Here is a 25,627-nt window from a genome sequence, read left to right as displayed (position 1 = left end):
GTCACGAGCCGATCCGCTTGTGCAACTGGACGCTGTCGAACGCGCCGTCTTCGAACCTGTGAGGCGTGAACCCGAGCCGCTGGTAGAACCCGACGGCATCGGGGGCGGCGTGGACATAAAGCCTGGCTGTCCCGCGGGCGGCGGCCAGGCCCTCAACCAGGTCCATGAGGACCTTGCCGTGTCCGTGCCTCTGCAAGCGGGCGACGATCGCCACAAGCCTGACAATCGCCGTGCCGTCCGGCCGTTGATCCAGGCGAACGGTGCCGACGGGATCGCCGTCGTATTTCAGCAGGAGGGGCAGGTTTTCGGGCTTAAGCTCATCGGGCCCGTCGACGATATAGTCAATGCGCCCCCTCGCCTCGAACAGGACTTCCCGTCGAATCCGATGATAGGCAGCGCGGTCGTCCACGTTTTCCGCTAGCACGAGAGCGTAGTTTCCCATGAGAACGTCATAGAACATTGGCGGGCTCTTTCAAACGGGAACCGCCCTCGTGCAGGCGGACAACGATTACCCGGCAACGCAGCATTCCCCCGCCGCAAACGGGCGGAAGGCTGGATGCCCGTCACGGGCAGCTTTGCGACAAGAGTGGGCGCAGACCGAGGCCCAAGATCACCCTGATTTCGCCAGTCCTGCCTCCGTGGCGAGAATCCTGTCGAGTGCAGCGGTCATGCGATCGACCTCTTCGATCGTATTGTAGTGGACCATGGAAACCCGCAGCACGCCGCCATGGTCGGTGAGGTCCAAATATTCGGCGAGGCGGCGTGAATGGAAGTCGCCGAAACGGATGGCGATCTTCTCCTCGTCCATGGCCCGGCAGATGTCACCGGCGTCCCGGCCATCGAAGCGGAAGGCAATGGTGGGAACACGGCGGCCGTCGCTGTTCTGCGGTTGACCGACGATCCGGCAGTCGTTGCGGGAGCGCAGGTAGTCCAGGAGCCGGTCGGCGAGCGCGTTCTCCTGGGCGGTGATCGCGGCGTAGGCCGCTTCGATCTTCCGGCGGACAGTTCCCGTCTCGCCCGCCTGCTCTCCCAGCGCCACGAGATAATCCACGATGCCACAGGTGGAGTAGGCCAACTCGTAGTTGGGATTGCCGGGCTCCAGCTTCCCGGGCACTTTTTCCTTCCCGTAGAAGTAGTGGTATAGCGGATCGAGTTCGAGCAGCAGGTCGTACTTCCCGTACATCAGGGCATAGTGCGGTCCGTAGGTCTTGTAGAGGCTGAAGACGTAGTAATCGACGTCGAAAGCCTGTACGTCGACCGCCCTGTGCGGGGCGTAGGCCACCGCATCCACGCAGATCCTGGCGCCGCGTTGATGAACGAAGTCGGCGATCTCGCGGATCGGGTTGATCGACCCCAGCAGGTTGGAGCAATGGGTCACGCAGACGAGCTTTGTACGCTCGCTCATCAGCGACGCCAGATCCGAGAGGTCCAAGGTCAGACTGTCTTTGTTCAGGGGCCATATCTTGAGAATGACGCCTCGTTCCTGAAGCCGGTCCCAGGGCCCGATATTGGATTCATGGTCGGCCACGGTAACGATGATCTCATCGCCGGGCGAAAGCTGGCCATGCATGGCGCGGGCCAGATTCTGGAGCAGTGCGGTCGTGGAGTTGCCGAAGACGATCTCTTCCGGGCGGCCGGCGTTCACCAGATGCATCGCGGCTGTCCGAGCCTCATGGAGGGCATTCGCCGCCGCTTGGGAGACCTCGTATGAGCCGCCGATCTGAACGTTCTTCTCGATGAGGAAGGTGTTGATCCGCTCCAAGGCGCCCTTGAGGATCTGCGAGCCGCCGGCGTTGTCGAAGAACGTCCATCCGCGGTGCAGGCCCGGAAACTGGCTGCGTACGAAATCAATATCCAGCGGCGAATTGGTGGCCATCCTTGTGCTCCTCCTAAGTGATTTTGTTGTTGTCAGTGATTGAGGACTGCGCGCAGGAAGCTGCGCGTGCGCTCTTCCCTTGGCGCGTCAAAGATCTCGGTCGGAGCACCCATCTCGACGAGCCGACCGCCATCCATGAAGATCACCCGGTCGGCGACCTGGCGGGCAAAGCCCATCTCGTGGGTGACGACCACCATGGTAACGCCGGTGCCGGCGAGCTTGCGCATCACGTCCAACACCTCGCCGACCATTTCGGGATCGAGCGCCGATGTGGGCTCGTCGAAGAGCAGCACTTTTGGCTCCATGGCCAGCGCACGGGCGATCGCAACGCGCTGCTGCTGCCCGCCAGAAAGCTGGCCGGGATATTTTTCCGCCTGTTCGGAAATGCCAACCCTGGCGAGCAGGTCGCGGGCCCTGCGCTCGGCTTCCTCGACGGAAGTCTTTCGCACCCGCATCGGCGCGAGCATTACGTTCTTCAGGACCGTCATGTGCGGGAAGAGGTTGAAGGACTGGAAGACCATGCCGACTTCGGCGCGCACCTTCGCCAGGCCGGGCCCCGGCTGTACGGGAATTCCGTCAACGCTGACACGACTTTCCTCAGCGAAGGCCTCCAGATGATTGATGCACCGGATAAGCGTCGACTTGCCGGAACCCGAGGGACCGATAACGCAGACGACTTCCCCTTCGGCGATGTCGAGATCGATCCCGTGCAACACCGTGAAGGTGCCGTAGGCCTTCGTCAGTCCGCGAACGGAAATCAGAGGAGGATTTGGGTTATCCATCAGCGTGTCCCCCGGCTGAAGTGCTTCTCGAGGCGGCCGACGATCGCCACCATCGGCCAGAGGAGGGCGATGTAGATCAACGCGGCGCCGATCAGAGGCGTCGGATTGGCGGAAAGTGCCTGCGCTTGCGTAGCCTGCTTCAGAAGGTCCGGCATCGCGACGACGGATGCCAGGGCCGTATCCTTCATGACGTTGATGCAGTTGTTAGTGAGCGGCGGAATGACGACGCGGATCGCCTGCGGAAGGATCACGTCTATCATCGTGTGCCTGTTCGAAAGGCCGAGGGCAGCGGAGGCTTCGAACTGGCCATTCGGGATAGCCTCGATACCGGCGCGAAAGATCTCCGCCGTGTAGGCGGCGGACACCAGCGAGAGCGCGGTCACGGCCGAGAGGAAGGGAGACAGTCTGATGCCCACGAAGGGCAGGGCGTAGTAGACGACGATCAGCAGGACAAGCAGCGGGATCGAGCGGAAGATATCGACATAGACGCGGATCAGAAGCTTGACGACCCTTGGGGCATAAAGCCGGGCTACGGCGAGGGACAGGCCGCCAGCGAGGCCGAGGAGAATGCTCGTGATGCCGATCTGCAGCGTCACCGCCAGCCCCCAGAGCAACTGCGGGAGGCTGTCTATCAGCACCTGGATGTTGAGGAAGGTATTGATGAGGTTCATGTAGCCCAAGGCTCCCTTGGCGAGCCGACGGAACGGACGGTCCCGTCGGCTGCAGTTCCGCCTTACTTGCCCTTGGGCATGTCCATAACGGTGACGGTGGAGGTCATCTCTTCCGCCTTGGCGCCGAACCAGGTCTCATGCAGCTGCGCGATGAAACCTTCTTCCTTGAGCTTCGTGATCACGGCGTTGACCTCTTCGGCGAGAGGATCGCCCTTGTTGAACATGATCGAGTACCGTTCCCCGGTCGGGATACGTTCTACGACCTTCAGTTCCGGCTTGTCCTTGACGTAGTAAAGCAATGCCGGGATATCGGAAATGTAGCCATCGACGCGGCCTGCGACGAGATCGAGCATAGCCGGCTGAAGGCCTTCGTAGCGGCGGATCTCACCGAAACCGTGCTCAGCCGTATGCGCTTCGGCCCACATGTCGCCGGTGGAGCCGGTATCAACGCCGACGATCTTCCCCTTCATGCCGTCCAGGCCGGTGATTCCCGAGCTTGCAGTCACTGTTAGCGACTGATCGCTGTCGTAGTAGGGCTGCGCAAAGGTCACGGACTCCAGGCGTTTCTCGGTGATGGTGATCGAGGAGATCGCCATGTTTATGCGACCCGACTGGACTGCCGAGAACAGACCGTTGAACGGGGTGTTGACGAATTCGACGGTCTTGCCGAGGCGGCCCGCGATCTCGTTCACCAGATCGATCTCAAAGCCGGTGATCTTGCCGCTGGCGTCCTGGAACTCCCAGGGGACGTTCCCGATGTTGGCGCCGACCGTCAGGTCTGCTGCATGGGCGGTGGCGCCGAGCAAACCCAGCACTCCAGCAATCACTGTGGTTTTCAGGCTGTTCATACGTATCATGAGGTTCCCCTTGTTTTTTGAACGTAACTCAATCTACATTGGTCCGACTGGTCAGACCAGTAAGGCCAAAGGAACCACGTTGGTTTCCTCTTTGCAAGATGGCAGGTGGAAAAATACGCTGCCGGGGGAAATAGCAAACGAGGCGGATGACATGTTTAATAAGACGCTCGTTCCACAATCGGTGGCTCGGGAGATCCAGACGATGATCCAGAGCGGCGCGCTCAAGGCGGGAGACAAGATTCCGTCGCAGCGGGAGTTCGCGAAGAGGTTCGGGATCAGCCGGGCATCGCTTCGCGAAGCGCTGCTGACGCTTGAAACACTCGGCCTTCTGACGACGGAGGCAGGCAGAGGCACGTTCGTGTCTGCAACGGGGGCCCAGCGGGAACCGGGACACATGGCGCCGTGGCGCTACTCCGACAGCTATCCGGCCTTCGACGTCTTCCAGACCCGCATTCTCCTGGAAGGAGAGATCGCGCGACTGTCCGCCGGCAGGCTGACCCACCTGCAACTGGATGCCATGGAGAACGCGACGCGAACGATGGAAGAGGCCTGGTCGAGGCAGGATCTGGTCAGCAATGTCGAAGCCGACCTCCTTTTCCACGGGACGATCGTCTCCGCCTGCTCCAATTCCATGCTCAAGGCGCTGTACCAGACCGTCAGGGATCAACTGACGGAGACACAGCGCCAACCGATACCGATTACCGATCCCCAGCGAATGAGCCAATCCATCGCGGAACACCGGCGGATCATTGCGGCACTCAGGGCCAATGACGGATCGGCTGCTCGTCACGAAATGGAAAACCACATCGGCAACACGGCACGATGTGCAGGGCTTGCGCCCTAGTGTTGCTGCGCCTGCATGCCATCGCCACCGGATTGGCGGGAAACCTTCGCCGGCAACATGGCTGACCCCTTACATCCCCGATACCTATAGGAGCTTGCCTGATGACTTTGGATCTCGCCATACGCGGCGGCACGATCGTGACTGCAACCGATATGTACAAGGCGGACATCGGGATCGCCGGGGAGCGCATTGCAGTGATCGCAGGCGCGGTCGGTGCGGCCGCGCGCGAGATCGATGCGACGGGCCTCTATGTCATGCCCGGCGGGATAGACAGCCATGTCCATGTCGCCCAGCCGCAGGGACCGGGCATCACGCTGGCCGACGATTTTGCATCCGCCACTGCCTCGGCTGCGGCGGGAGGAAATACCTGCATCATGCCCTTCGCCCTGCAGCAACGGGGAACCTCGTTGCGCCAGTCCGTGGAGGAATATCGGCGCCTGGCTGAAGGCGAGTGCCATATCGACACCTCCTTTCACCTGATCATTTCCGATCCAACTCCCGCCGTGCTGGGACAGGAACTGCCCGCGCTGGTGAAGGACGGGTACACGTCCTTCAAGGTGTTCATGACCTATGATGACCTTGTTCTCAGCGACCGCCAGTTGCTGGAGGTCTTCGAGGTGGCTCGCGACGAGCGAGCGCTCGTGATGGTCCACTGCGAGGGATACGACACGATTAAGTTCATGACCGAGCGGCTGGAGCGCGCGGGCAAGACGCAACCGTATTACCACGCCGTGTCACGGCCTGAGGTCATCGAGCGGGAAGCCACCCACCGGGCGATAAGCCATGCCGAACTGATCGACGTGCCGATGATGGTCGTGCATGTCTCCGGCCGCGAGGCGATGGAGCAGATCCGCTGGGCGCAGCAACGCGGCCTGAAGGTCTACGGCGAAACGTGCCCCCAATACATCACGCTGACTGCCGAGGACCTCAAGGGCCTGAACATGGAGGGCGCGAAGTATGTCTGTTCGCCGCCGCCGCGCGACAGGGCAAGCCAGGACGCCATCTGGGAGGGCATCACCCAGGGCGTATTCCACACGTTTTCCTCCGACCATTGCCCGTTCCGCTATGATGCCGCCGACGGGAAGCTGAACGAAAAGGGGCGTACGTCTTTCCGCTGGGTGCCGAACGGTATTCCGGGGGTCGAGACGAGGTTGCCGATCCTGTTTTCGGAAGGGGTATCCAAGGGACGCATCACGCCGCAGAAATTCGTGGAGCTGTCCGCAACCAACCACGCCAAAATGTACGGGCTCTATCCACGCAAGGGCTCGATCGGCATAGGCTTCGACGCCGACATCGCTCTCTGGGACCCGAACCGTCGGGAGACGATCCGGCAGGAGATCCTCCATCACGGTTCCGACTATACGCCCTGGGAAGGCTTCGAGGTGACGGGCTGGCCGGTGATGACGATTGCCCGCGGCATGGTAGTGATGGACGACGGCAAGATCGTCGGGGGGAAGTGGCACGGCCAGATCCTGTCGCGCCACGAGAGTGACTATGTCTCGTGATGCTGCTCGACAAGGAGAGTGCCGGATGCGGCTCCGGTCCCGACAGCGTGCGGTCGTAACTATCGATACAGCGTGACGTCGGCGGTGCGGCTTCGGGCCCTGACGACAGAGCCATTGGGCAGGTCGTTTTCCATCACCTTGGCGCGGGCCTCTTCTTCCGGCATTCCGAGGTCCAGCCACCGTCGCATCAGCCTCTCCCGCAGGATGTCCTCGGGGGGCATGAGCATGATCGTGTGGTCCACGAGCGCGGGGAGTTGCCGCCAGGGGTTCTGGTCGAGCAACAGGTAATTGCCCTCGAGCAGGATGATCCGGTCCTTTGGCGTCACGGCCCGTGCGGCGGCGATCGCAAGCTCCCGCGAACGGTCGAAGAGAGGAACGAAGACGTCCTCGCGGGCGGCCCGGATGGCGCGAACGATATCCACAAGGCCCCGGGCATCGAAGGTTTCGGGTGCGCCCTTCCGCGCCAGGAGCCCCCGTTCGCGCAGCACGGCATCATCCAGGTGGAAGCCGTCCATCGGCACGATCTTCGCCGACGAACCGAGGCCTCCCAAGGTGGCGGACAGGTCCTCGACGAAGGTGGACTTGCCGGCGCCGGGAGGGCCGGCAATGGCGACGATGAAGCGCGTCTTGCCTTCAGCCGCGGCAAGGATGCCGGCCGCGACGGTTTCGACGCGCGAACTCATGGGGCAATGGTTTCGGTCGGCGGCGTCTTTGCGCCCGTCATAAAGGCCACCGCATCGGACATGGTGTATTCCTTCGGATCGATCACGCACAGTCGTCGTCCGAGGCGATGGACGTGGATGCGATCCGCGACCTCGAAGACGTGGGGCATATTGTGGGAGATGAGCGCAATCGGAATGCCGCGGCGGCGCACGTCCAGAATGAGTTCGAGGACCCGGCGGCTTTCCTTGACGCCGAGTGCGGCCGTCGGCTCGTCCAGGATGATGACCTTCGAACCGAAGGCCGCCGCCCGCGCGACCGCCACGCCCTGGCGCTGGCCGCCGGAGAGTGTTTCGACGGCCTGGTTGATGTTCTGTATCGTCATCAGGCCGAGTTCGGAGAGCTTGTCGCGGGCAAAGCGCTCCATGGCGGTGCGATCAAGCTTGCGGAACCATTTTCCGACGATCCCGGGCTTTCGCAATTCGCGGCCGAGAAACATGTTGTCTGCAATGGAAAGTGCGGGGGAGAGGGCGAGGTTCTGATAGACCGTCTCGATGCCGGCCTTGCGTGCCTCGATGGGCGAGCGGAACTGCACCGGCCTGCCCTCGACCCGGATCTCGCCCTCATCCGGGGTGAGGGCGCCGGAAATCGCCTTGATCATCGACGATTTCCCGGCGCCGTTATCGCCGATCACCGCCAGGATTTCGCCCGGGTAGAGATCGAAATCGGCATTGTCGAGCGCGGTGACGCGACCGAAACGCTTGACGAGGCCGCGGGCGCTGAGAGTGGGTTCGACGTTCATCAGCCTGCTACCCTTCTAATCCACTGGTCGATCGCCACGGCCGTGATGATCAGCACGCCGATCAACAGATAGGTCCATTGGGGATCGGTGCCGATCAGGCGCAGGCCGAGCGAGAAGACGCCGACGATCAGCGCCCCGAAGAGCATGCCGAGGATGGAGCCGCGACCGCCGAAGAGAGAGATGCCGCCGATGACGACCGCGGTGATCGATTCGATGTTCGCGAACTGTCCGGCGGTCGGCGACACCGATCCGATCCGACCGATGAGGACCCAGCCGGCGAAGCCGCAAATGAGGCCGGACAGGGTGTAGACGGCTACCAGCATGCGACGGACGTTGACGCCCGCGAGTTCCGCCGCATCCGGGTCGTCGCCTACCGCATAGACATGGCGTCCCCAGGCCGTCCGGTTCAGCATGTACCAGAGAAGCGCCACGAGCAGCACCATGCCGATGACGCCATAGGTGAAGACCGCGCCGCCGATCCGAAGGCTGTGGCCAAAGAACTGCAGGATGGGGGCCTGCTGCGCGATATCCTGCGAGCGGATGGTCTCGTTGGCGGAATAAAGGAAGTTGGTGGCCAGAACGATCTGCCACATGCCGAGCGTCACGATGAAGGGGGGAAGCTTCATCCGCGCGACGAGCTGTCCGTTGATCCAGCCGCAGAAGGCGCCGACCGCCAGTCCGCAGAGGATCGAAAGCGTCGGCGGGAGACCGTAGCGGAAGGTGAACTGCCCCATCACCACCGAGGAGAGCACCATGATTGCGCCGACCGAAAGGTCGATCCCGGCGGTGAGGATGACGAGCGTCTGGGCTGCGCCGACGATGCCGACGATCGCGACCTGCTGCAGGATCAGCGTCAACGTGAAGGCCGAGAAGAACTTGCTGCCCAGGAGGACGCCGAAGACCGCGACCGAGAACACAAGCACGATCAGGGGGACGGCGGCGGGATTGGAATGCAGGTAGTGCTGGCACTTCTGGAGAAGCGTTTTCTCATGCAGGTCAAACGACGCGACCTGGCCAGAACCCTCCGGGAGGACCTTCTCGTAGTCGTGATGCGGATGGGCCGCAGACTGTGGCTCGCTCATCGTGTACCTCCCGTCTGAGGCGTTGGCGGAACAGGCAGGGTTTCGGCTCGCGACCGCTTCGGCAGGCCTTGTGCAGGGCGCGAACCGCTTCCCGCATACCCTGCCGGCGATGAAGGGCGACCTGGGCGCCCTTCCTTTCGCGTGTCAGGCCGTTCCTAGCCCCAGCATTTTTCCATGCCTTCCTCCGTGTCGATCGATTCCAGACCGTCCACCGGCTTGTCCGTGACGAGCGCGACACCGGTGTCGAAGAAGTTCTTGCCTTCGGTCGCTTCCGGCTTCTTGCCGGTATCGGCAAACGCCTTGATCGCCTCGATGCCCATGGACGCCATCAGCAGCGGATACTGCTGGGAGGTGGCGCCGATGACCCCCTCTGCCACGTTCCTGACCCCCGGGCAGCCGCCATCGACGGACACGACGAGGACGTCGGCTTCGCGTCCGACGGATTTCAGCGCTTCGTAGGCGCCGGCGGCGGCAGGTTCGTTGATGGTGTGGACGACGTTGATGGTCGGATCCTTCTGGAGAAGGTTCTCCATGGCGGTTCGCCCGCCCTCCTCGTTGCCGTTCGTGACGTCATGGCCGACGATCCGCGGGTCGGTTTCGTCGCCGATCTTGTTGATATCGGCCACGTCGATCCCGAAGCCCTTCATGAAGCCCTGGTTGCGCAGGACATCGACCGACGGCTGGGATGGCGTAAGGTTGAGGAAGGCGATCCTGGCTTCCTTGGCGGCATCGCCGAGCGTCGCGGCGGCCCACTTGCCGATCAGTTCGCCCGCAAGAAGGTTGTCCGTCGCAAATGTCATGTCGGCGGATTCGATCGGCTCAAGCGGCGTGTCGAGCGCGATGACCAGCATTCCCGCGTCCCGCGCCTTCTGGACCGCGGGAACGATGCCCTTGGTATCGGACGCCGTGATGAGAATGCCCTTCGCGCCATCGGCGATGCAGGTCTCTATGGCCGCTACCTGGCTTTCGCTGTCGCCGTCGATCTTGCCGGCGTAGGATTTCAGGTTGACGCCAAGCTCCTGGGCCTTGGCGGTGGCGCCTTCCTTCATCTTCACGAAGAAGGGATTGGTGTCCGTCTTGGTGATGAGGCAGGCGGAAACTGCCTGTGCCCTGGCCGGGGCGGACAAGGCCACCCCCATGGCAAGCGCTGCGGCGGCTGCTGCGATAAGCGATTTTCTCATGTGTCTCTCCTCCCAGAGCGACCCCTTTGGGGCACGTGCAAAACCTCCAGGCCATCCGTGTGGCCTGCCTTGTTCCCTCCAGCCCGGGAAATATTAAGGACCGGCGCCTGCATCTTGTCAATAAATAAGTCTGATTGATTTATTTATTGGGTGTGGCAAACTTCGCGCGATGCGAAGTGCGATACGGGGAAAATGCATGTCTGTTTTGGTAGGGGCCGCTCATCATTCCGCTCCGCCTTACCAGGGCTCCCTGACGGGCGGGGCGAACCAGGTTCGCGTCCGGGCCTATAACGAACGCCTCGTCCTCTCCCTTCTGCGGCTGCACGGATCGTTGTCGAAGGCGGATATCACGAGGCGGAGCGGGCTCTCGGCGCAGACTGTCTCGGTGATCATGCGGTCACTCGAAAGCGAGGGATTGCTCCTGCGCGGGGATCCCGTTCGCGGCAAGGTGGGGCAGCCCTCCGTTCCCATGCGGCTCAACCCGGACGCGGTCTATTCCTTCGGCGTGAAGATCGGCCGGCGCAGCGCGGACCTCGTGCTCATCGATTTCGTCGGGCGGATCCGTCTCCAGCATCACCAGACATATGCCTATCCGCAACCCGGCGAGATCATGGAAATCATCATCTCGGGAATTTCCCAGCTGGAGGCGGAACTCGCCGCGGACCAGCGCGCGCGAATTGCCGGGATCGGGATCGCGGCGCCCTTCGAACTGTGGAACTGGGCCGAGGAGGTTGGCGCGCCGCCGCGCGCCATGGACGCATGGCGTGCCTTCGACCTCCATGCCGAAGTGGCCGCGAAGGTCGGCTATCCGGTCTTCCTGCAGAACGACGCGACCAGTGCCTGCGGCGCCGAGCTGGTGTTCGGCGCGGGCCCCTCCTATGCCGACTTCATCTACCTGTTCGTCGGTTCCTTCATCGGTGGCGGGGTCGTCCTGAACTCCTCCGTCTATTCGGGGCGAACGGGAACGGCAGGGGCCATTGGTCCGCTGCCGGTAAGGGGAAAGGATGGAGAGACCCGGCAATTGCTGGATATTGCATCAATATTCGTGTTGGAGAACCTTCTCCGCGCCAACGGCATCGACCCGAAGCCTCTCTGGTATTCGGCGGACGACTGGATCGATTTCGGCGAGCCGCTGGAAGTCTGGATACAGGACAGCGCGGCCGCGCTTGCGCAGGCCATCGTCGCCGCCGCTTCCGTCATCGACTTCGGTGCGGCGGTCATCGACGGAGGCTTTCCCCACTGGGTGCGGCGGCGGCTGGTGACGGCGACCATCGAGGCGGTCGCGCGCCTCGACCTCCAGGGTGTCATCATCCCCGATATCATCGAAGGCAAGGTCGGGGCCCACGCCCGGGCGATCGGTGGAGCGAGCCTGCCGATCTTCGATCGGTACCTTGTGGACCAGAACGTCCTGTTCAAGGATATTTCGGAGATATGAGGGGTTCTGAGGTGTCTCCGTGGGCGCGGTCCCGGCACCTGGCTGACCGCTTCATCCTTCCGGTTTGATTCCGTTTTTCAGAGCAAGCCTTCTTACTGGCCGGACGGCGGAATGCTGCCCGATCGTGGACTCTCCGGGACAATCGATGCGCACCTGGTGGGCGGGCGGGAGACTTTCGCAGCCCATCAAATGAGCAGGCTGCCTAGTGTTATATCATTAAAAATATCACATAAAATGTCACTTGAAATACCAATGCTTTCATGATTTGTCTTGCCTCCGAAAAGGGGCGTGCATGAACATTCTGGTACTCAATCCAAACGGCTCCGCGGAGGTCACCCACACGATCTCACGCAGCATTGAGCCGCTCCGCGAGCGATCCGCCTGGCAAATCGAGTGCTCGTATCTGCAAGAGGCGCCGCTGGGGATCGAAACCGACGCGGATGTCGCCAACGTTGCCCCGATGGTCGCCGACGTCGTGAGGTCGACCGATGCGGATGTCGTCGTCGTTGCCTGCTTTTCCGACCCCGGCGTCCAACTGGCGAGATCGGTTTCCCGCAGGCCGGTCATCGGCATCGCCGAGGCGGCCTATTATGCGGCGCTGCAGCTGTCGGAACGATTTGGCGTCGTGTCGCTCGGCCCCGCGTCCATCCTCCGTCACGCCGCCCACATCGAGCGCCTCGGGCTCACGTCGCGACTGGCCGGCGACATCGCGGTCAACATGAGCGTGGCCGAGGCCAATGATCCGCATTCGGCAAGCGCTTCCATCGCCAGGACGGCGACCACGCTGAAGGAAGCGCATGGCGCCGGATCGGTGATCCTCGGCTGCGCGGGCATGGGCGGTTCGCGTCATGCCCTGCAGGACGTCCTGGGCATTCCGGTGATCGATCCGGTCCAGGCGGCGGTGGCGTCGGCAATCACCTTCCTTGATCTGAAGTACAATGTCGAAAAGTAATCTCATGTCTCTCGTCGTCAGGGGGCGGGTCGTCACCCCGACCGAAGTTCTCGAAAATGGGTGGGTTGCTGTCCGGGGCGGCAAAATCGCCGCAATCGGGACGGGCGAAGCCCCGGCCGCCGACGTGGTCGATGACCGCGGGGATGCGCTCGTCCTGCCGGGTGCCGTCGATGGCCAGACCCATGCCACGAGCTACAAGGGATTGCCGGGCATTGCTGACACGACGTGTTCGGCCGTCGCGGGCGGCGTGACGACGCTGGTCGATATGCCCTATGACAATCCGGAACCGCTGGATCGTCTCGAGCGGCTTGACGCCAAGAAGGCGGCGATCTCGACTTATTCACATGCCGACATGGCGCTCTACGGCACCGTGTCGCGTGAAACGGGGACCGCCCATGTCCGGGCGCTGATCGACGGAGGCGTCGTCGCCTTCAAGATCTCGTCGTTCGAAAGCAATCCGGTTCGCTTCCCACGCATCGGGCAGGATCTGACGCTCGACCTGATGACGGTGCTGGCGCCAACCGCCGTTCCCCTCGGTCTTCACAACGAGGACCAGGAGATCGTGCTGGCCGGCATTGCTGCGGCACGTGCAAGGGGCGAGAACGGCATCGTTGCCCATGCGCAGGCGCGTCCGGAAGCGGCCGAGCTTGCAGCAACTGGACAGTTCCTGGCGCTCGGTCTTGCGGGCGAGGCCCACGTTCATCCCGTTCACCTGACGACCGAGAACGGCTTTCGCCTGACGAAGGCAATCGCGGATCTCGGTGCCCGGTCGACCGGCGAACTTTGCGTCCATTACCTCTGGTTCGATGCGGAGCGGGACGGCGAGCGGCTGGGCGCTCGCATGAAGGTGAACCCGCCTATTCGCCAGGGCGCGATCGAGGGGCTCTGGAAATCGGTGGAGGAAGGCCTGGTCGCCTTCGTTTCGTCCGATCACTCCAGCTGGCCGATCGATAACAAGCTGGTCCACTCCATCTTCGACGCCGGTGCCGGGGTGCCGGGTCTCGAAACCCTGGTTCCGTCCTTCTTCACTGCGGCGCAGAAGCGCGGGCTCGATGCGCCTCGCCTCACCGCCGACTTCCTCTGCGAGCGCCCGGCGCGTTTCTTCGGCATCGATGACCGCAAGGGCGCCATCGAGGTCGGGCGCGATGCGGACATGATGGTGCTCGAGGACGGAGAGTTCGTCTGGGATGAAAAGAACGCCCATGACGGCCTGAACTGGAGCCCTTTCACCGGCGAAGCCTTCACCGTGCGCGTGGCCGCAAGCTGGCTTCGGGGCGCGATGGTCTGGGATGGCAACGATGTTCTGAGCAGCGAAGGGACGGGCCAGTTCGTGCCGCGTTCCACCAGCGGCTGGTATGCGTAAAGAGAGTTAATCATGGCACTTCTGACCGAAAAGGATCGCGGTGTATTCGTGATCTCCGTCACCCCCTTCAATGATGACGGAACGCTTGACCTCAACAGCCTGGACCGGGTGACGGATTTCTATCTAGAAGCGGGCGCGACCGGGCTGACCATCCTCGGCATGATGGGGGAGGCCCCGAAGCTGACCCCGGATGAATCCAAGCTGGTAATACAGCGCGTGACCGCGCGGTCGCAAGGAAAGCCGGTTGTCGTCGGCGTGTCGGCACCCGGCCTTGCCGGCCTTGCGGCAACCGCAAAGGAAGCGATGGATTCCGGCGCGGCCGGCGTGATGATTGCCCCGCCGATGACGCTGCGCACCGATGCGCAAATCCTCACCTACTACCGCCAGGCCTGCTCCTTCATCGGTGCCGACGTGCCCGTCGTGCTGCAGGACTTCCCGCTCGCGACGACGGTGCAGATCAGCGATGAGCTGCTCGGCCGCCTGATCGACGAACTGCCGCAGATCGTCATGCTCAAGCATGAAGACTGGCCGGGTCTGTCGAAGATATCCAGGCTGCGCGCGGCCGAGGCCAAGGGCCGGCGACGGATCTCGGTTCTCTGCGGCAACGGCGGCGTATTTTTGCCGGAAGAGGTGGCTCGCGGCGCCGACGGCGCCATGACAGGCTTCGGCTTTCCGGAAATGCTGGTCCAGGTCACCGATCTGGCAAGCCGCGGCGAGATGGACCGCGCTCAGGATCTCTTCGACGCATATCTGCCGCTGGTCCGCTACGAGCAGCAGCCGGGCGTCGGCCTCGCAGTGCGCAAATATGTCCTGGCAAAGCGCAGCGTCATCGCATCGGCGGCCCAGCGGCAGCCGGGTGCCCAACTCGATCATGCAGCGCAGGCCGAAGTCGAGCGCCTGCTTGCCCGTCAGGAAAAACGTCTCGCGGAGCTTGGATAATGGATTTCGGATTCACAGGGCGCAAAGCGCTGGTACTGGGCGCAAGCCGTGGCCTTGGTGCGGCAACCGCGAGGCTGCTCGCGGAAGAAGGCGCGACCGTCTATGCGGCCGCGCGAAATACGGCGGCCGTCGACGAATGGGCTGAAGGTCGAGACGTCATTCCCGTGAGCCTCGATCTCGCAGATGCCGCCTCGGTTAAGGCGCTGGGCGAACGAATGGCCGCGGAAGGCATCGACATTCTCGTCAACAACAGCGGGGGCCCGGCGGCAGGACCGGCGCGTGGACAGAGCACGGCGGCCTGGGAAGGCGCCTTCTCGTCGATGGCGACATCGCTTTTTGCGATCACCGATGCGCTTCTGCCCGGAATGCTAGAGCGAGGATTCGGCCGCATCATCACGATCGGCTCGTCCGGTGTGATCTCGCCCATTCCGGGCCTTGCGCTTTCCAACGGGGTCAGGGCTGCCATCGCCGGCTGGTCCAAGACGCTGGCGGCTGAAACCGCAGCTTCCGGGGTGACCGTGAACATGGTCCTGCCCGGCCGTATCGCGACCGACCGTGTTCGTGAACTCGACGAAGGCAAGGCCAAGCGTTTGGGTGCCGAACTGGCCACGGTGGAAGCGGAGAGCCGCGCAACCATTCCGGCGGGCCGGTACGGTAAGCCGGAGGAATTCGCCTCGGTCATCGCCTTCCTTGCCTCCCGGCAGGCGAGCTTCGTGACCGGATCGATGATCCGCGTCGACGGAGGCATGCTGCGCAACCTTTGACATCCTGTCCGCCGCCGTTTCGGCGGCGGACTTTTTTCGACAATAAAATGAAAGGGAACGAACAATGAGAAAATTCCTCACCGGTGCATTTCTGGCGCTGATGGCAACGACCGCCGTCGCCGAACCGACACTCACCGCCGGCAAGGTCAACTTCGCAGCCGACTTCGCGGCCGCGCCGAACCAGTTCATCCGCACGGACGGCCAGATGGATGGCCTCAACGTCGACATGTGCGGCGAAGTCGCCAAGCGCATGGGGCTCGAGATCGAGTGGACGAACCTTGCGTTCCCGGGCCTCGTTCCCGGTCTCCAGGCTAAGCGCTTCGACGCTCTCTGCACCGCAATCTTCGTCAATCCCGAGCGCCTCAAGGTCATGAACATGATCTCCTACGTCCAGTGGGGCGAAGGCCTGATGGTGCCGGCGGGCAACCCCCAGAAGATTTCCTGCGAAGCCACGCTTGGCGCCCCGGAAAGCTTCAACGCATGCTTCGACGGACTTGCAGGCAAGAAGGTTTCGGTCGCCGCCGGCGGGACGACGAACAAGAACCTGCAGGCACACAGCGATCGCCTTGTCGCCGAAGGCAAGGATGCAATCGAGATCCTGGCGTTCGACGCGAGCGCCGATGCGATCCAGGCAGCGGTCACCGGACAGGCCGACGCGGCCTACCTCAACGACCCACACGCCGCCTACTACATCTCCACCAGCAAGGCGCCGTTCGAGCTGGCGTTTACCGGTAATGCCGCAAACAGCCTCGCGATCGCGACGCTGAAGGACAACACGGAGTTGGCCGAGTTGATCGTCAAGGCGCTGGAGGAGATGCGCGCTGACGGCTCCTACCAGAAGATTGTCGACAAGTGGGGTGTTTCCGCCGTCGAGAAGTTCGTTCTCAACCCGCAATAATCTGACGTAGCGCAGCATGTATTTCTCGGTTGAGACCTTTCTAGAGTATTTGACGCAGCCCTATTTTGCGAAGGTTGCGGGTATAACCCTTCTCGTCGCCGTCGCGGCGCAAGGGATCGGGACGATCATCGGCTTGATACTGGCGCTGTGCGCTCTGTCACGCTTCAGAACTCTTCGGGTCTTTTCCGGGACATGGGTCTGGTTGTGGCGGGGAACGCCGCCACTCATCCAGCTCTTCCTGCTCTATTTCGGATTGCCGCAGCTGGGTATTCGCCTCGGGGTTCTCGAGGCGGGTCTCATCGGCCTCGGATGCTATTCCGGCGCCTACATGGCCGAGATCATTCGTACCGCCCTGCAGAGCGTTCCCGCGGACCAGATGCAGGCCGCCCGCGCCATGGGAATGAGCTGGCTGGGGGCGATGCTGCACGTCATCCTGCCGCAGTCGATCCGTCTCATCCTGCCGGCATTCGGCAACGAATTCTCGTCGATGATGCGCACGACATCGCTTCTGTCGGTAATCTCCTTCACCGAGCTCCTGCGGGCGACCCGCCTCGCCATCAACGAAACCTACGCGGTGATCGAGCTCTATACCGTGGCTGCCATCTGGTACCTGCTGATGTACTCGCTCTGGATCATCATTCAGCGAAAACTCGAAATCTATGCCGCCACCGGCAGCGTCAAACGCAACCTGACCGTCGATGACGCGATCGCTTCCAAGGGCTGACGCCTTTTTTCCCGGAGAATTGAAATGAAGACTGTAGTTCTGTTCGGCGTCGGCGCCATGGGCGGCCGCTTGCTTCGCGTGCTGGAAGCCGACTATCCGACGATCGAAATCGTCGCCGCGATCGATCACGACCCGGCAAAGACCGGACGCACGCTGGCTGATGTGACCGGGCAAAAGCGGTTTGGCGATATCGTCATCGTCGCGGACCTGCCGACCGCACTTGCCGGTCTTGCCAAGAGGCCGGACGTGCTGGTCCACATGACCGAATCCAAGCCGCATCTGATCAAGGAACAGCTGCTGGCAGCGCTTAACGCCGGCCTGAACGTCGTTTCCGCGGCGGAATCGATGTTCTCGCCCGGTCTCCGCTATGCGGCGTTCGCAGCCGAACTCAACGAGGCCGCCCTTGCCAACGGCGTGTCGATTACCGGCACCGGTATCAACCCCGGCTTTTCGTACGACGTGCTGCCGCTGGTCCTGGCGCGCGGCACGAGCGCGGTGGAAAACGTTCGCATCCATCGATGCATCGACGTCACCGGAACGGGTCCGGGCGATATCGAGCATGTCGGCTACGGTCTGACGCCGGAGGAATTCAACAAGCGCATCGCCGACGGCCGCGTCGAAGGCCACATGGGTGCTCCGGAATCGCTGGTTCGCCTGGCGAATGCAATAAACCTCGAGATCGACACGATCACGGAGTCCTGGGACCTCGAGACGGCGGAGTTCGACGTCGACAGCGGCGACCCGACCCTCGGCATCCTGCCTCCCGGCCGCGTCATCGGTATCACGCAGCACGCCCGCGCGATGAACGGCGACAGGGAAGTCATGCGCACATCGCTCGCCATGTACTATCAGCCGGAGAAATTCGATCTCGTCGAGGAAGACCGCATCGAGATCGAAGGCGCGATGCCGGTCAAGATGTCGATCCAGCCGGCGATGCAGTCGCTCTTCGGCGCGGCCAACATCATGGCAAACACAATCGTTCCCCTGGCCGATGCCGTTCCGGGGCTCCTCTCCCCGCTCGACCTTCCGACCGGCGGTACCGTCCGCAGCGTCAACGAATACGAGATCGATACGGTGCGCGGCGTGAAGCCTGGCTTCATCCCGGTCAAGCGAAAGGCCTAAACCGTGGGTTTCGACGCCGGCATATTCCTGGACATCATTCAGTCGCCGCTTCTGCTGCAGGCTGCGTGGGTGACTATCTGGGTCGCAATCGTCGCCCAGACGGGTGGCACGATCCTGGGCTTCGTGCTGGCCGGCATGATGGCGGCGCCGAACGTCCTGAGATGGCCGGCGCTTGCCTTCATCTGGATATTCAAGGGTACGCCCCTGCTTGCCCAGATCCTTTTTTTCTATTCCGCCCTGCCGCAGATGGGCGTCTCGCTCAGCCTCGTCTGGACCGGACTCCTAGCCCTGGCGCTAAACGAAGGGGCGCGGATGGCGGATATCGTCCGTGGCGGGCTGATGTCCGTTTCGCGCGACCAGCGCGAGGCAGGTGCCGCACTCGGGCTTTATCCATCTCAGATATTCCTGAAGATCGTCCTGCCGCAGGCGATGCGCGCCATCGTGCCGCCGCTCGGCAACAACTTCAGCTACATGATCAAGGCGACCTCCCTGCTGGCCGCCATCTCGTTTGCGGAACTGCTTCGCGTGGCCCAGCAGATGGCGCAAGCCTCGACACGCGCGCTCGAGGTCTATCTCGCCGTCGCTCTGTGGTATCTCGTCATTCTGACGGTCTGGACGCTCATCCAGAAACGTATCGAAAAGAGCCTCGCGCTCAAGACATCGAGCGTGGTCACGACGCCTCCGCCGATCGTCGCTCGGACGCCGGTGATTGCGTCGCCTGGTCCCGATGCCCCATCGGTCCGGGCGCCGGTCATCGAGGCGAAGAACCTCACCCGCACCTTCGGGCCGGTCAAGGGTCTGGACAACTGCTCGCTGACGATCGGAAAAGGCGAGGTGGTCGTCATCCTCGGCCCGTCCGGTTCCGGCAAGAGTACGCTGTTGCGCGCGATGAACTGGATCGAGCCGGCTGATGAGGGCGATGTCCTTCTCAATGGCGTCAGTCTGCCCTGGGCGAACTTCGAACGGCGCAAGCCGCGCTCGCAGGGCCAGCTTGACCGGCATCGCCGCCGGCTGGGCATGGTGTTCCAGAGCTTTGCCCTGTTCCCGACGATGACGGCCCGAAAGAACGTCGCCTTCGGCCCGCGCAAGCTCCTGAAGGTGCCGGCATCGACCGCCTTTGCCTGGGCCGACGAGTTGCTGGCGAAAGTCGGACTCGGCGACAAGGCAGATGCCTATCCGGTCGAGTTGTCGGGCGGGCAGCGCCAGCGGGTCGCCATTGCGCGAGCCTTGGCAATGCGGCCGGAGGCGATCCTCTTCGACGAGCCGACTTCGGCCCTCGATCCCGAATCCATCGGCGGGGTGCTCAATACCATGGCAGACCTTGCTGCCCAGGGCTTGACGATGGTGATCGTCACGCACGAGATCGGTTTCGCCAAGCGTATCGCGGATCGTGTCGTGTATATGGAGCGCGGACGCCTGCTGATGGATTTGCCGGGCGACACGGCTTTCGGACCGGAGGCGCCGGACTATTTCAAGGCATTTGTTTCTCAAGACGAACGCCCTCTATGAGTACCGACGTCCGATGAATTTCATAATAAAGAACAGTTCCCCATCAGGAAAAGCCGGCGGCTTCTGCTACCGTGCGAATGGAATTGGAGGAGTTGCAACATGAACAGGCAGGAGTTGGCTTTGAAGAAACAGGGTACTGAGAAGTCTGTATCGCTGATGGAGCAAGTTTACGGTTCGCTGCGCGCCGACATCCTGACATGCAAGCTTCGTCCGGGTCAGCCCCTCAATGAAGCCGAAATTGCCGAGCAGTTCGAAATCTCCAAGACCCCCGTGCGCGAAGCACTCGCAGTGCTGCGACAGGAAGGTCTCGTGATTGCGTATCCGCGCCGCGGCTATCAGGTGACGCCGATCACCTTCGCGGACATGGACGAACTCTTCGACGTGCGCATCGTCCTGGAAGCGGGTGCTGCGGAACTTGCCTGCATTCGCCTGACGGAGGAGCAGATCGCAAAGCTCAGATCCATGGCGGACGGCGAATACGACACCAGCGAAGAGCAAAGCCTGACCGCCTTCGTCCGTCGCAACCGCGAGTTCCACATGGCGATCGTCGAAGCGACGGGCAACAGCCGCCTTGTCGATCTGATGACCCGCCAGCTCGACGCGCTGGAGCGGTTTTTCATCCTCGGCGCGCAGTTGCGCGACGTGAATAGCGAGACGAGCATTTCGCACCGGGAGATCGTCGAGACACTCGTGCGCCGCGACCCGGTCGCAGCACGCGAGATCGTGGCGCGGCATAACGAACAGACACGCCAAGGTCTGTTCCGCTCGCTTGCGACAGGACGCGGCTACGACCTCATCAACCTGTGATCGAAAGGGCCGGAGCGGGCCTGTCCCGTCGGTGCGTCGCCCTGTCTTCGAACTGCCAATAGTTGAAATTCGAAATGCCAGAAATAGCAATGAATGTAGGGTCCTTGTGGGAGAGCCTGGTGCCGCCGGAAGCGGCCTACGATCCTCTCACGAGCGAAGTAGATGCGGACCTCGTCATCGTAGGCGCCGGCTTCCTGGGCCTTTCTACGGCGCTTCACGCTGCCGAGCTGGGTCTGGATGTTGTCCTTCTGGAAAGCAGACAGCCGGGGTACGGTGCCTCGGGGCGTAATACGGGCTTCGTGGTTCCAAGCCTGAAGTCCTCGCTTGGCCCCCAGGAAGTCATCAGGGCGTTGGGCGAGACGCATGCGCAGCGTTTGCTGAAGCTGGTTGCCGGCTCCGGAGACCTGGTTTTCAACCTGATCGACAGGCACGGGATCGAATGCGGTGCTGTGCGCAACGGCTGGCTCCAGCCGGCCCATTCGAATGCAGCCGAAGAGATGCTTCATTCGCGCATGCCGCGTCTGCTCGATGCCGGCGTCGCCGCCGAGTGGCTGGACCGAAAGGTGATGTTCGAACGGACCGGCCTCGAGGCCCTTCACGGCGGCATTCGCGTCGCAACCGGCGGTCAGATCACGCCGCTCGCCTATGCACTGGGACTGGCGCAAGCCGCGACTGCCGGGGGCGTGCGCATCTTCGGTGACAGTCCGGCGACGGCGTTCGAAAACCGGGGTGTGGGATGGATCGTGCGGACGGTGCGGGGATCGGTTCGCACGAAGCGCGTGATCATGACGACCAATGCCCTGATCGGAAACCTGCTTCCCGAGCTTCGCGCCTCGATCATTCCGGCCAAGGTATTCCAGATCGCGACCCAGGTCATGCCGCGGGAGATCCAAGACCGACTGCTGCCGGACATGGCGCCTGTAGCCGATACCCGCCGTCACACTTTCGCGCTGCGCTGGTCGCCTGACGGGCGCCTGGTGACCGGCGGCATGGTGCCACCGGTGCCGGGCCGCATGGCGCTTGCCCACAAGCTTTTCGCCAACCGCCTGAAACGCTTCGTCCCGGGCCTGCCCGAGGTAAGGATCGAATATTCCTGGACGGGCGTCATTGCCGGAACGCTGGATTTCCTGCCACGCCTCATGCGCATCAGGCCGGGGATCGATGCCGTGATCGGCTGCAATGGCCGGGGCGTGGCGCTGACGACCGCGCTCGGACGCGAGGTCGCGCAGTGGAGCGCCGGGCAGGTGGACGAAGGCGACATGACGCTTCAGGTCACGCCGCCTCGCCCCATTCCCTTCAGCGGCATTTCGGGCGCAGCCCCGCAACTCATCCTCCCGATCTGGGAAATCCGCGACGCATACGAAGCGCGCTTCAAATAATCAGCATTCGACAAGCAGGAGATCACCATGAGCGAAGAAACCGTAGGCGGTAAGATCAAGTGGTCGCGTCAGGAGGACGTGGCCCTCACCTGGGTTCACCAGGATCTGGAATTCAGCCACCGCCTGATCACCAAGAAGCTGCATGGGTCTTCCATGTCCTTCCACATCACGACCTATATGCCGCATTTCGACACGATCGTCGAAGGCGACGGCGTACACGAAGTGATCCTGTACTGCATGCACGGCTGGTCGAAGCAGATCGTGGAGGAAACCGGCGAAGAGCACATCTTCAAGCCCGGCGACGCGATGTACCTGCCGAAGAACTACCGCTACCGCCATATCATTGGCGAGGCCGGACTGGTGATTGCAGTCTGCGCGAATCCCTCCAAGGAAGCCGGCGACATGTAATCGCCTTCGGCAGGCCGCGTGCGCCTGCCGATCCTCTCCCCTTGAACTCACAAGGTAGGTCCACATGGCGCAGGCCGCACCCCGACATTTTGCTCCTCCGAGCCTCGTTTGGTCGCAGCTGACGCGGGCCGAACTGACCCGCAAACGCGACGCCGGGGCGCTGGTCGTCGTTCCGACGGGGGCGATCGAGCAGCATGGCGATTTCCTTCCGGTCGAGACCGATACTTTTCTTGCAACGGCCGTCGCGGAGATGGCGGCAGCGCGGATGGAGAAAGTGGATGTCGTGGTGGCGCCCGCCGTATCCGTCGGGTTTTCTCCGCATCACCTGAGCTTTCCGGGCACGATCAGCTATCGCCTCAAAACCTATCTCGCGGTGCTGGAAGACACGGCGCGGTCGATCCTCGACGCCGGGTTCCAGCGCGTGGTCTTCGTGAACGGCCACGGGGGCAATTCCGCGCCGCTGCGCTCGCTTTGCGGCCAGATGCTGACCGATGGTCATGCGGTCAGCATGGTCGACTATTTCACACCCGGCGAACGACAATGGCTGCCGCTCCTGAAGGGCGGGATGGCGAGAACCGGCCATGCCTGCGAACAGGAAGTGGCGTTGACGCTGGCACTTGCCGGTGACGAGCAGGCGGCCGCCATCGCCGAGAAAATCAAGGACCTCGCGCCGCGGATGATCCAGCCCTGGATGCCACCCGGCCATAACGAGGACCCTGTTACCCAGTTCGGCGGTGGATGGGCTGCAATCTTCCAGGCTGATGACTGCGGATACTTCGGTGCGCCGCAGGCGGCGACGAAGGAAAACGGGGCGCTCATTCTGGAAGCGACGGTTCAAGGCCTAGCGACCTATCTCGATGCCTTTGCGATGACGCCTCTTCGTCTCGGCGTTGCTCGCGACAAGTCGAGGCCCAACTATGCCGCGCCATTGCCGGCGAAACGATTGCAAGGACACGCTTGATGACCGCAGCCAACCATGAACCCCTGGCCGTCCGGGTGCGCGGCATGGACAAGTTCTACGGCAGTTTCCAGGTCCTGAGGTCGATCGACCTTGACGTGCGGATGGGCGAGAAGCTGGTGATCTGCGGGCCGTCCGGGTCGGGAAAATCCACCCTCATCCGGTCCCTGAACGGTCTTGAAGACCATACGGCCGGCGAGATCGTCGTTCTCGGAAAGGAGGTCGGCAGGAAATCCCGGACCGATATCGTCCAAATGCGCCGCGATGTCGGCATGGTTTTCCAGCATTTCAACCTCTTCCCGCATCTCTCGGTGCTGGAGAATTGCGTGATGGCACCGATGACGGCGCGAAAGCTCTCCCGCGCCGAAGCGGAAGAACGCGCACACAAATATCTGGCCAAGGTTCACATTTCCGAGCAGGCCAGCAAATATCCGGGGCAGCTTTCCGGGGGGCAGCAGCAACGCGTCGCAATCGCGCGTGCGCTGTGCATGCAGCCGAAGGTCCTGCTGTTCGACGAGCCGACCTCGGCGCTCGACCCGGAAATGGTCGGCGAAGTCCTGGACGTCATGGTCTCTCTCGCCAGGGAGGGGATGACCATGATCTGCGTGACGCATGAGATGGGTTTTGCGCGCAAGGTCGCGGATCGGGTGATCTTCATGGACAAGGGGGCGATCGTCGAGATGGATGCGCCGGATATCTTCTTCAGCAATCCCAAGAGCGAGCGGGCTCGCAAGTTCCTTGCGGATATTCTGGACGACGGCTCGGCAAAGCCGCATTAATCTCCATCCTGACTGACATTAAAGATAACGAATCATCGATGAGCGGCATTGAGCCAAAAGAACTTTTCGAAGCGCTGTTCCATGAAAGTGTTCGGGCGGCAGATCCCGCCCTTGCCATGCAGGCGTTCATGCCCGAGCCTCCAAGAGGACGCCTGGTCGTCGTCGGGGCGGGCAAGAGCACCGGGAAGATGGCGGAAGCCTTCGAGAAGGCCTGGGACGGTCCCCTGGAAGGAGTAGTGGTCGTACCGCATGGCCACGAGGTCTCGGTCGAGAAAATCAGGGTCCTGCATGCCGCCCATCCCGTTCCCGACGAAGCGGGACTGGTTGCGACCCGGGCACTGTTCGATGCCGTTGAGGGGCTTTCGGCGGACGACCTCGTGGTGGCGCTGATTTCCGGCGGCGGGTCGGCGCTTTTGCCTGCTCCGCCGGAAGGCATGCCGCTCAAGGATGAGATTGCCGTCAATCGCGCCCTTCTGGCCTCGGGTGCGCCGATCAGCGCGATGAATGTCGTGCGCAAGCACCTGTCGACGATCAAGGGCGGCCAGCTGGCGCTGGCGGCTCATCCGGCGAAGGTCCTGACGCTGATCGTCTCCGACATTCCGGGTGACGATCCGGCGATGGTCGCTTCCGGGCCGACTGTGCCCGACCGTGCGAACCGCGCCGAGGCCCTGCAGATCGTCGAAAGCTACGGGATCGAACTGCCTTCCGCTGCCTTGACGCGTCTTTCTTCTCCGGACGCGGACCTCGCCCCACCCGAGGATGAGCGCTTTGACGGCAACGAGGTAAAGATCATCGCGTCGGCAGCAAGGTCGCTGGAGGCTGTCGCCGAAAAGGCGAGGGAACTCGGCATTCCCGCCGCCATCCTCTCCGAAGCGATCGAGGGCGAAGCGCGCGATATCGGTGCGATGCACGGGGCGATCGCGCGCGAGGTGGCGTTGAAATCGCGGCCCATTCCCAAGCCGGTCCTGCTGATCTCGGGCGGCGAGACCACGGTGACCATCAGGGGCCACGGCGGCAAGGGGGGCCGCAACAGCGAATTCCTGCTCGCGCTCGCGCTTTCGATCGAGGGCGTCGCCGGCATCCATGCTTTCTCGGCCGACACCGATGGCCGGGACGGTTCCGAGCACAATGCGGGAGCCTTTGCGGACGGGTCGAGCGTCATGCGCATGCGCCAGAATGGCCGTGACCCCCGGCAGAGCCTCGCAAACCACGACGCCTGGTCCGCCTTCAACTGTGTGGGCGACATTTTCCACTGCGGTCCCACCGGAACGAACGTCAACGACCTTCGGCTGGTGCTGATCCGATAGGCGGGCCAGGAACGGCCTTCGCG

General features: G+C 62.7%; 26 protein-coding genes. 17 read left to right on the top strand and 9 right to left on the bottom strand.

The window, feature by feature from the left end:
- Position 1: 1 nt before the first annotated feature.
- The 5 genes from ACWGPT_RS13820 to ACWGPT_RS13800 form a co-directional block, all read right to left on the bottom strand.
- Positions 2-460 (bottom strand): GNAT family N-acetyltransferase, encoded by a 459-nt coding sequence (locus ACWGPT_RS13820; protein WP_452606183.1) that lies wholly within the window; start codon positions 458-460, stop codon positions 2-4.
- 150 nt (positions 461-610) lie between these two features.
- The gene (locus ACWGPT_RS13815) at positions 611-1,876 is read right to left on the bottom strand and encodes a cysteine desulfurase-like protein (RefSeq protein ID WP_452606182.1); all 1,266 of its coding nucleotides are present in this window, start codon (positions 1,874-1,876) and stop codon (positions 611-613) included.
- A 32-nt stretch (positions 1,877-1,908) separates the two neighbouring features.
- The gene (locus tag ACWGPT_RS13810) at positions 1,909-2,658 is read right to left on the bottom strand and encodes an amino acid ABC transporter ATP-binding protein (RefSeq protein ID WP_452606181.1); all 750 of its coding nucleotides are present in this window, start codon (positions 2,656-2,658) and stop codon (positions 1,909-1,911) included.
- Entirely contained in the window at positions 2,658-3,329 is a 672-nt protein-coding gene (locus ACWGPT_RS13805) for an amino acid ABC transporter permease (RefSeq protein WP_452606180.1), read from the bottom strand. The genes ACWGPT_RS13810 and ACWGPT_RS13805 overlap by 1 nt, the downstream gene beginning before the upstream one ends.
- 62 nt (positions 3,330-3,391) lie before the next feature.
- Positions 3,392-4,177: an ABC transporter substrate-binding protein gene (locus ACWGPT_RS13800; RefSeq protein ID WP_452606179.1), complete on the bottom strand. Its 786-nt coding sequence runs from the start codon at positions 4,175-4,177 to the stop codon at positions 3,392-3,394.
- A 160-nt stretch (positions 4,178-4,337) separates the two neighbouring features.
- Between ACWGPT_RS13800 and ACWGPT_RS13795 the strand changes: the two genes are divergently transcribed.
- Positions 4,338-5,030 carry a FadR/GntR family transcriptional regulator gene (locus ACWGPT_RS13795; protein WP_452606178.1) on the top strand — a complete coding sequence of 231 codons (693 nt, stop codon included), beginning with the start codon at positions 4,338-4,340 and terminating at the stop codon, positions 5,028-5,030.
- Positions 5,031-5,131: 101 nt separating this feature from the next.
- Positions 5,132-6,535, top strand: a complete 1,404-nt coding sequence (hydA, locus tag ACWGPT_RS13790) for a dihydropyrimidinase (RefSeq protein ID WP_452606177.1) — start codon at positions 5,132-5,134, stop codon at positions 6,533-6,535.
- A 59-nt stretch (positions 6,536-6,594) separates the two neighbouring features.
- Here the strand turns inward: hydA and ACWGPT_RS13785 are convergent, their stop codons facing one another.
- The 4 genes from ACWGPT_RS13785 to ACWGPT_RS13770 all read right to left on the bottom strand — a co-directional run bounded on the left by ACWGPT_RS13785 (position 6,595) and on the right by ACWGPT_RS13770 (position 10,260).
- Positions 6,595-7,218 (bottom strand): nucleoside triphosphate hydrolase, encoded by a 624-nt coding sequence (locus tag ACWGPT_RS13785; RefSeq protein ID WP_452606176.1) that lies wholly within the window; start codon positions 7,216-7,218, stop codon positions 6,595-6,597.
- A complete protein-coding gene (locus ACWGPT_RS13780; protein WP_452606175.1) occupies positions 7,215-7,997 on the bottom strand; it encodes an ATP-binding cassette domain-containing protein in 783 nt (260 codons plus the stop codon). The genes ACWGPT_RS13785 and ACWGPT_RS13780 overlap by 4 nt, the downstream gene beginning before the upstream one ends.
- A complete protein-coding gene (locus ACWGPT_RS13775) occupies positions 7,997-9,079 on the bottom strand; it encodes an ABC transporter permease (protein ID WP_452606174.1) in 1,083 nt (360 codons plus the stop codon). The genes ACWGPT_RS13780 and ACWGPT_RS13775 overlap by 1 nt, the downstream gene beginning before the upstream one ends.
- Before the next feature lie 155 nt (positions 9,080-9,234).
- On the bottom strand, positions 9,235-10,260 hold the full coding sequence (locus tag ACWGPT_RS13770; RefSeq protein WP_452606173.1) for a substrate-binding domain-containing protein: 1,026 nt from the start codon (positions 10,258-10,260) through the stop codon (positions 9,235-9,237).
- A 196-nt stretch (positions 10,261-10,456) separates the two neighbouring features.
- Here ACWGPT_RS13770 and ACWGPT_RS13765 point away from each other — a divergent pair, with 196 nt between their 5' ends.
- The 15 genes from ACWGPT_RS13765 (at position 10,457) to ACWGPT_RS13695 (ending at position 25,604) form a co-directional block, all read left to right on the top strand.
- A complete protein-coding gene (locus ACWGPT_RS13765; RefSeq protein ID WP_452606172.1) occupies positions 10,457-11,695 on the top strand; it encodes an ROK family transcriptional regulator in 1,239 nt (412 codons plus the stop codon).
- Between the two features lie 292 nt (positions 11,696-11,987).
- A complete protein-coding gene (locus ACWGPT_RS13760) occupies positions 11,988-12,647 on the top strand; it encodes an aspartate/glutamate racemase family protein (RefSeq protein WP_452606171.1) in 660 nt (219 codons plus the stop codon).
- Positions 12,634-14,010: a dihydroorotase gene (locus ACWGPT_RS13755; RefSeq protein ID WP_452606170.1), complete on the top strand. Its 1,377-nt coding sequence runs from the start codon at positions 12,634-12,636 to the stop codon at positions 14,008-14,010. The genes ACWGPT_RS13760 and ACWGPT_RS13755 overlap by 14 nt, the downstream gene beginning before the upstream one ends.
- Before the next feature lie 12 nt (positions 14,011-14,022).
- Positions 14,023-14,949: a dihydrodipicolinate synthase family protein gene (locus tag ACWGPT_RS13750; RefSeq protein ID WP_452606169.1), complete on the top strand. Its 927-nt coding sequence runs from the start codon at positions 14,023-14,025 to the stop codon at positions 14,947-14,949.
- Positions 14,949-15,713 (top strand): SDR family oxidoreductase, encoded by a 765-nt coding sequence (locus ACWGPT_RS13745; RefSeq protein WP_452606168.1) that lies wholly within the window; start codon positions 14,949-14,951, stop codon positions 15,711-15,713. Before ACWGPT_RS13750 ends, ACWGPT_RS13745 begins: the two co-directional genes overlap by 1 nt.
- Positions 15,714-15,777: 64 nt before the next feature.
- Entirely contained in the window at positions 15,778-16,611 is an 834-nt protein-coding gene (locus ACWGPT_RS13740) for an ABC transporter substrate-binding protein (RefSeq protein WP_452606167.1), read from the top strand.
- Positions 16,612-16,627: 16 nt separating this feature from the next.
- Complete coding sequence (locus tag ACWGPT_RS13735; protein ID WP_452606166.1) at positions 16,628-17,335, top strand: amino acid ABC transporter permease; 708 nt, start codon at positions 16,628-16,630, stop codon at positions 17,333-17,335.
- Between the two features lie 24 nt (positions 17,336-17,359).
- Positions 17,360-18,457 (top strand): NAD(P)H-dependent amine dehydrogenase family protein, encoded by a 1,098-nt coding sequence (locus ACWGPT_RS13730; protein ID WP_452606165.1) that lies wholly within the window; start codon positions 17,360-17,362, stop codon positions 18,455-18,457.
- Between the two features lie 3 nt (positions 18,458-18,460).
- Positions 18,461-19,966 (top strand): amino acid ABC transporter permease/ATP-binding protein, encoded by a 1,506-nt coding sequence (locus ACWGPT_RS13725; protein WP_452606164.1) that lies wholly within the window; start codon positions 18,461-18,463, stop codon positions 19,964-19,966.
- A gap of 99 nt (positions 19,967-20,065) precedes the next feature.
- The gene (locus ACWGPT_RS13720; protein ID WP_452606163.1) at positions 20,066-20,773 is read left to right on the top strand and encodes a GntR family transcriptional regulator; all 708 of its coding nucleotides are present in this window, start codon (positions 20,066-20,068) and stop codon (positions 20,771-20,773) included.
- A gap of 89 nt (positions 20,774-20,862) precedes the next feature.
- Positions 20,863-22,152: an NAD(P)/FAD-dependent oxidoreductase gene (locus ACWGPT_RS13715; RefSeq protein ID WP_452606162.1), complete on the top strand. Its 1,290-nt coding sequence runs from the start codon at positions 20,863-20,865 to the stop codon at positions 22,150-22,152.
- 27 nt (positions 22,153-22,179) lie between these two features.
- Positions 22,180-22,560, top strand: coding sequence for a hypothetical protein (locus ACWGPT_RS13710; protein ID WP_452606161.1), 381 nt, complete (start codon positions 22,180-22,182; stop codon positions 22,558-22,560).
- Positions 22,561-22,624: 64 nt separating this feature from the next.
- Entirely contained in the window at positions 22,625-23,521 is an 897-nt protein-coding gene (locus ACWGPT_RS13705) for a creatininase family protein (RefSeq protein ID WP_452606160.1), read from the top strand.
- A complete protein-coding gene (locus ACWGPT_RS13700; protein ID WP_452606159.1) occupies positions 23,521-24,297 on the top strand; it encodes an amino acid ABC transporter ATP-binding protein in 777 nt (258 codons plus the stop codon). Before ACWGPT_RS13705 ends, ACWGPT_RS13700 begins: the two co-directional genes overlap by 1 nt.
- A 38-nt stretch (positions 24,298-24,335) precedes the next feature.
- Complete coding sequence (locus ACWGPT_RS13695) at positions 24,336-25,604, top strand: glycerate kinase type-2 family protein (protein ID WP_452606158.1); 1,269 nt, start codon at positions 24,336-24,338, stop codon at positions 25,602-25,604.
- The last annotated feature ends 23 nt before the right edge of the window (positions 25,605-25,627 follow it).

It is taken from the genome of Pseudorhizobium sp. NPDC055634 (assembly GCF_053618655.1).
This window is presented reverse-complemented; position numbering and strand designations above follow the sequence as displayed.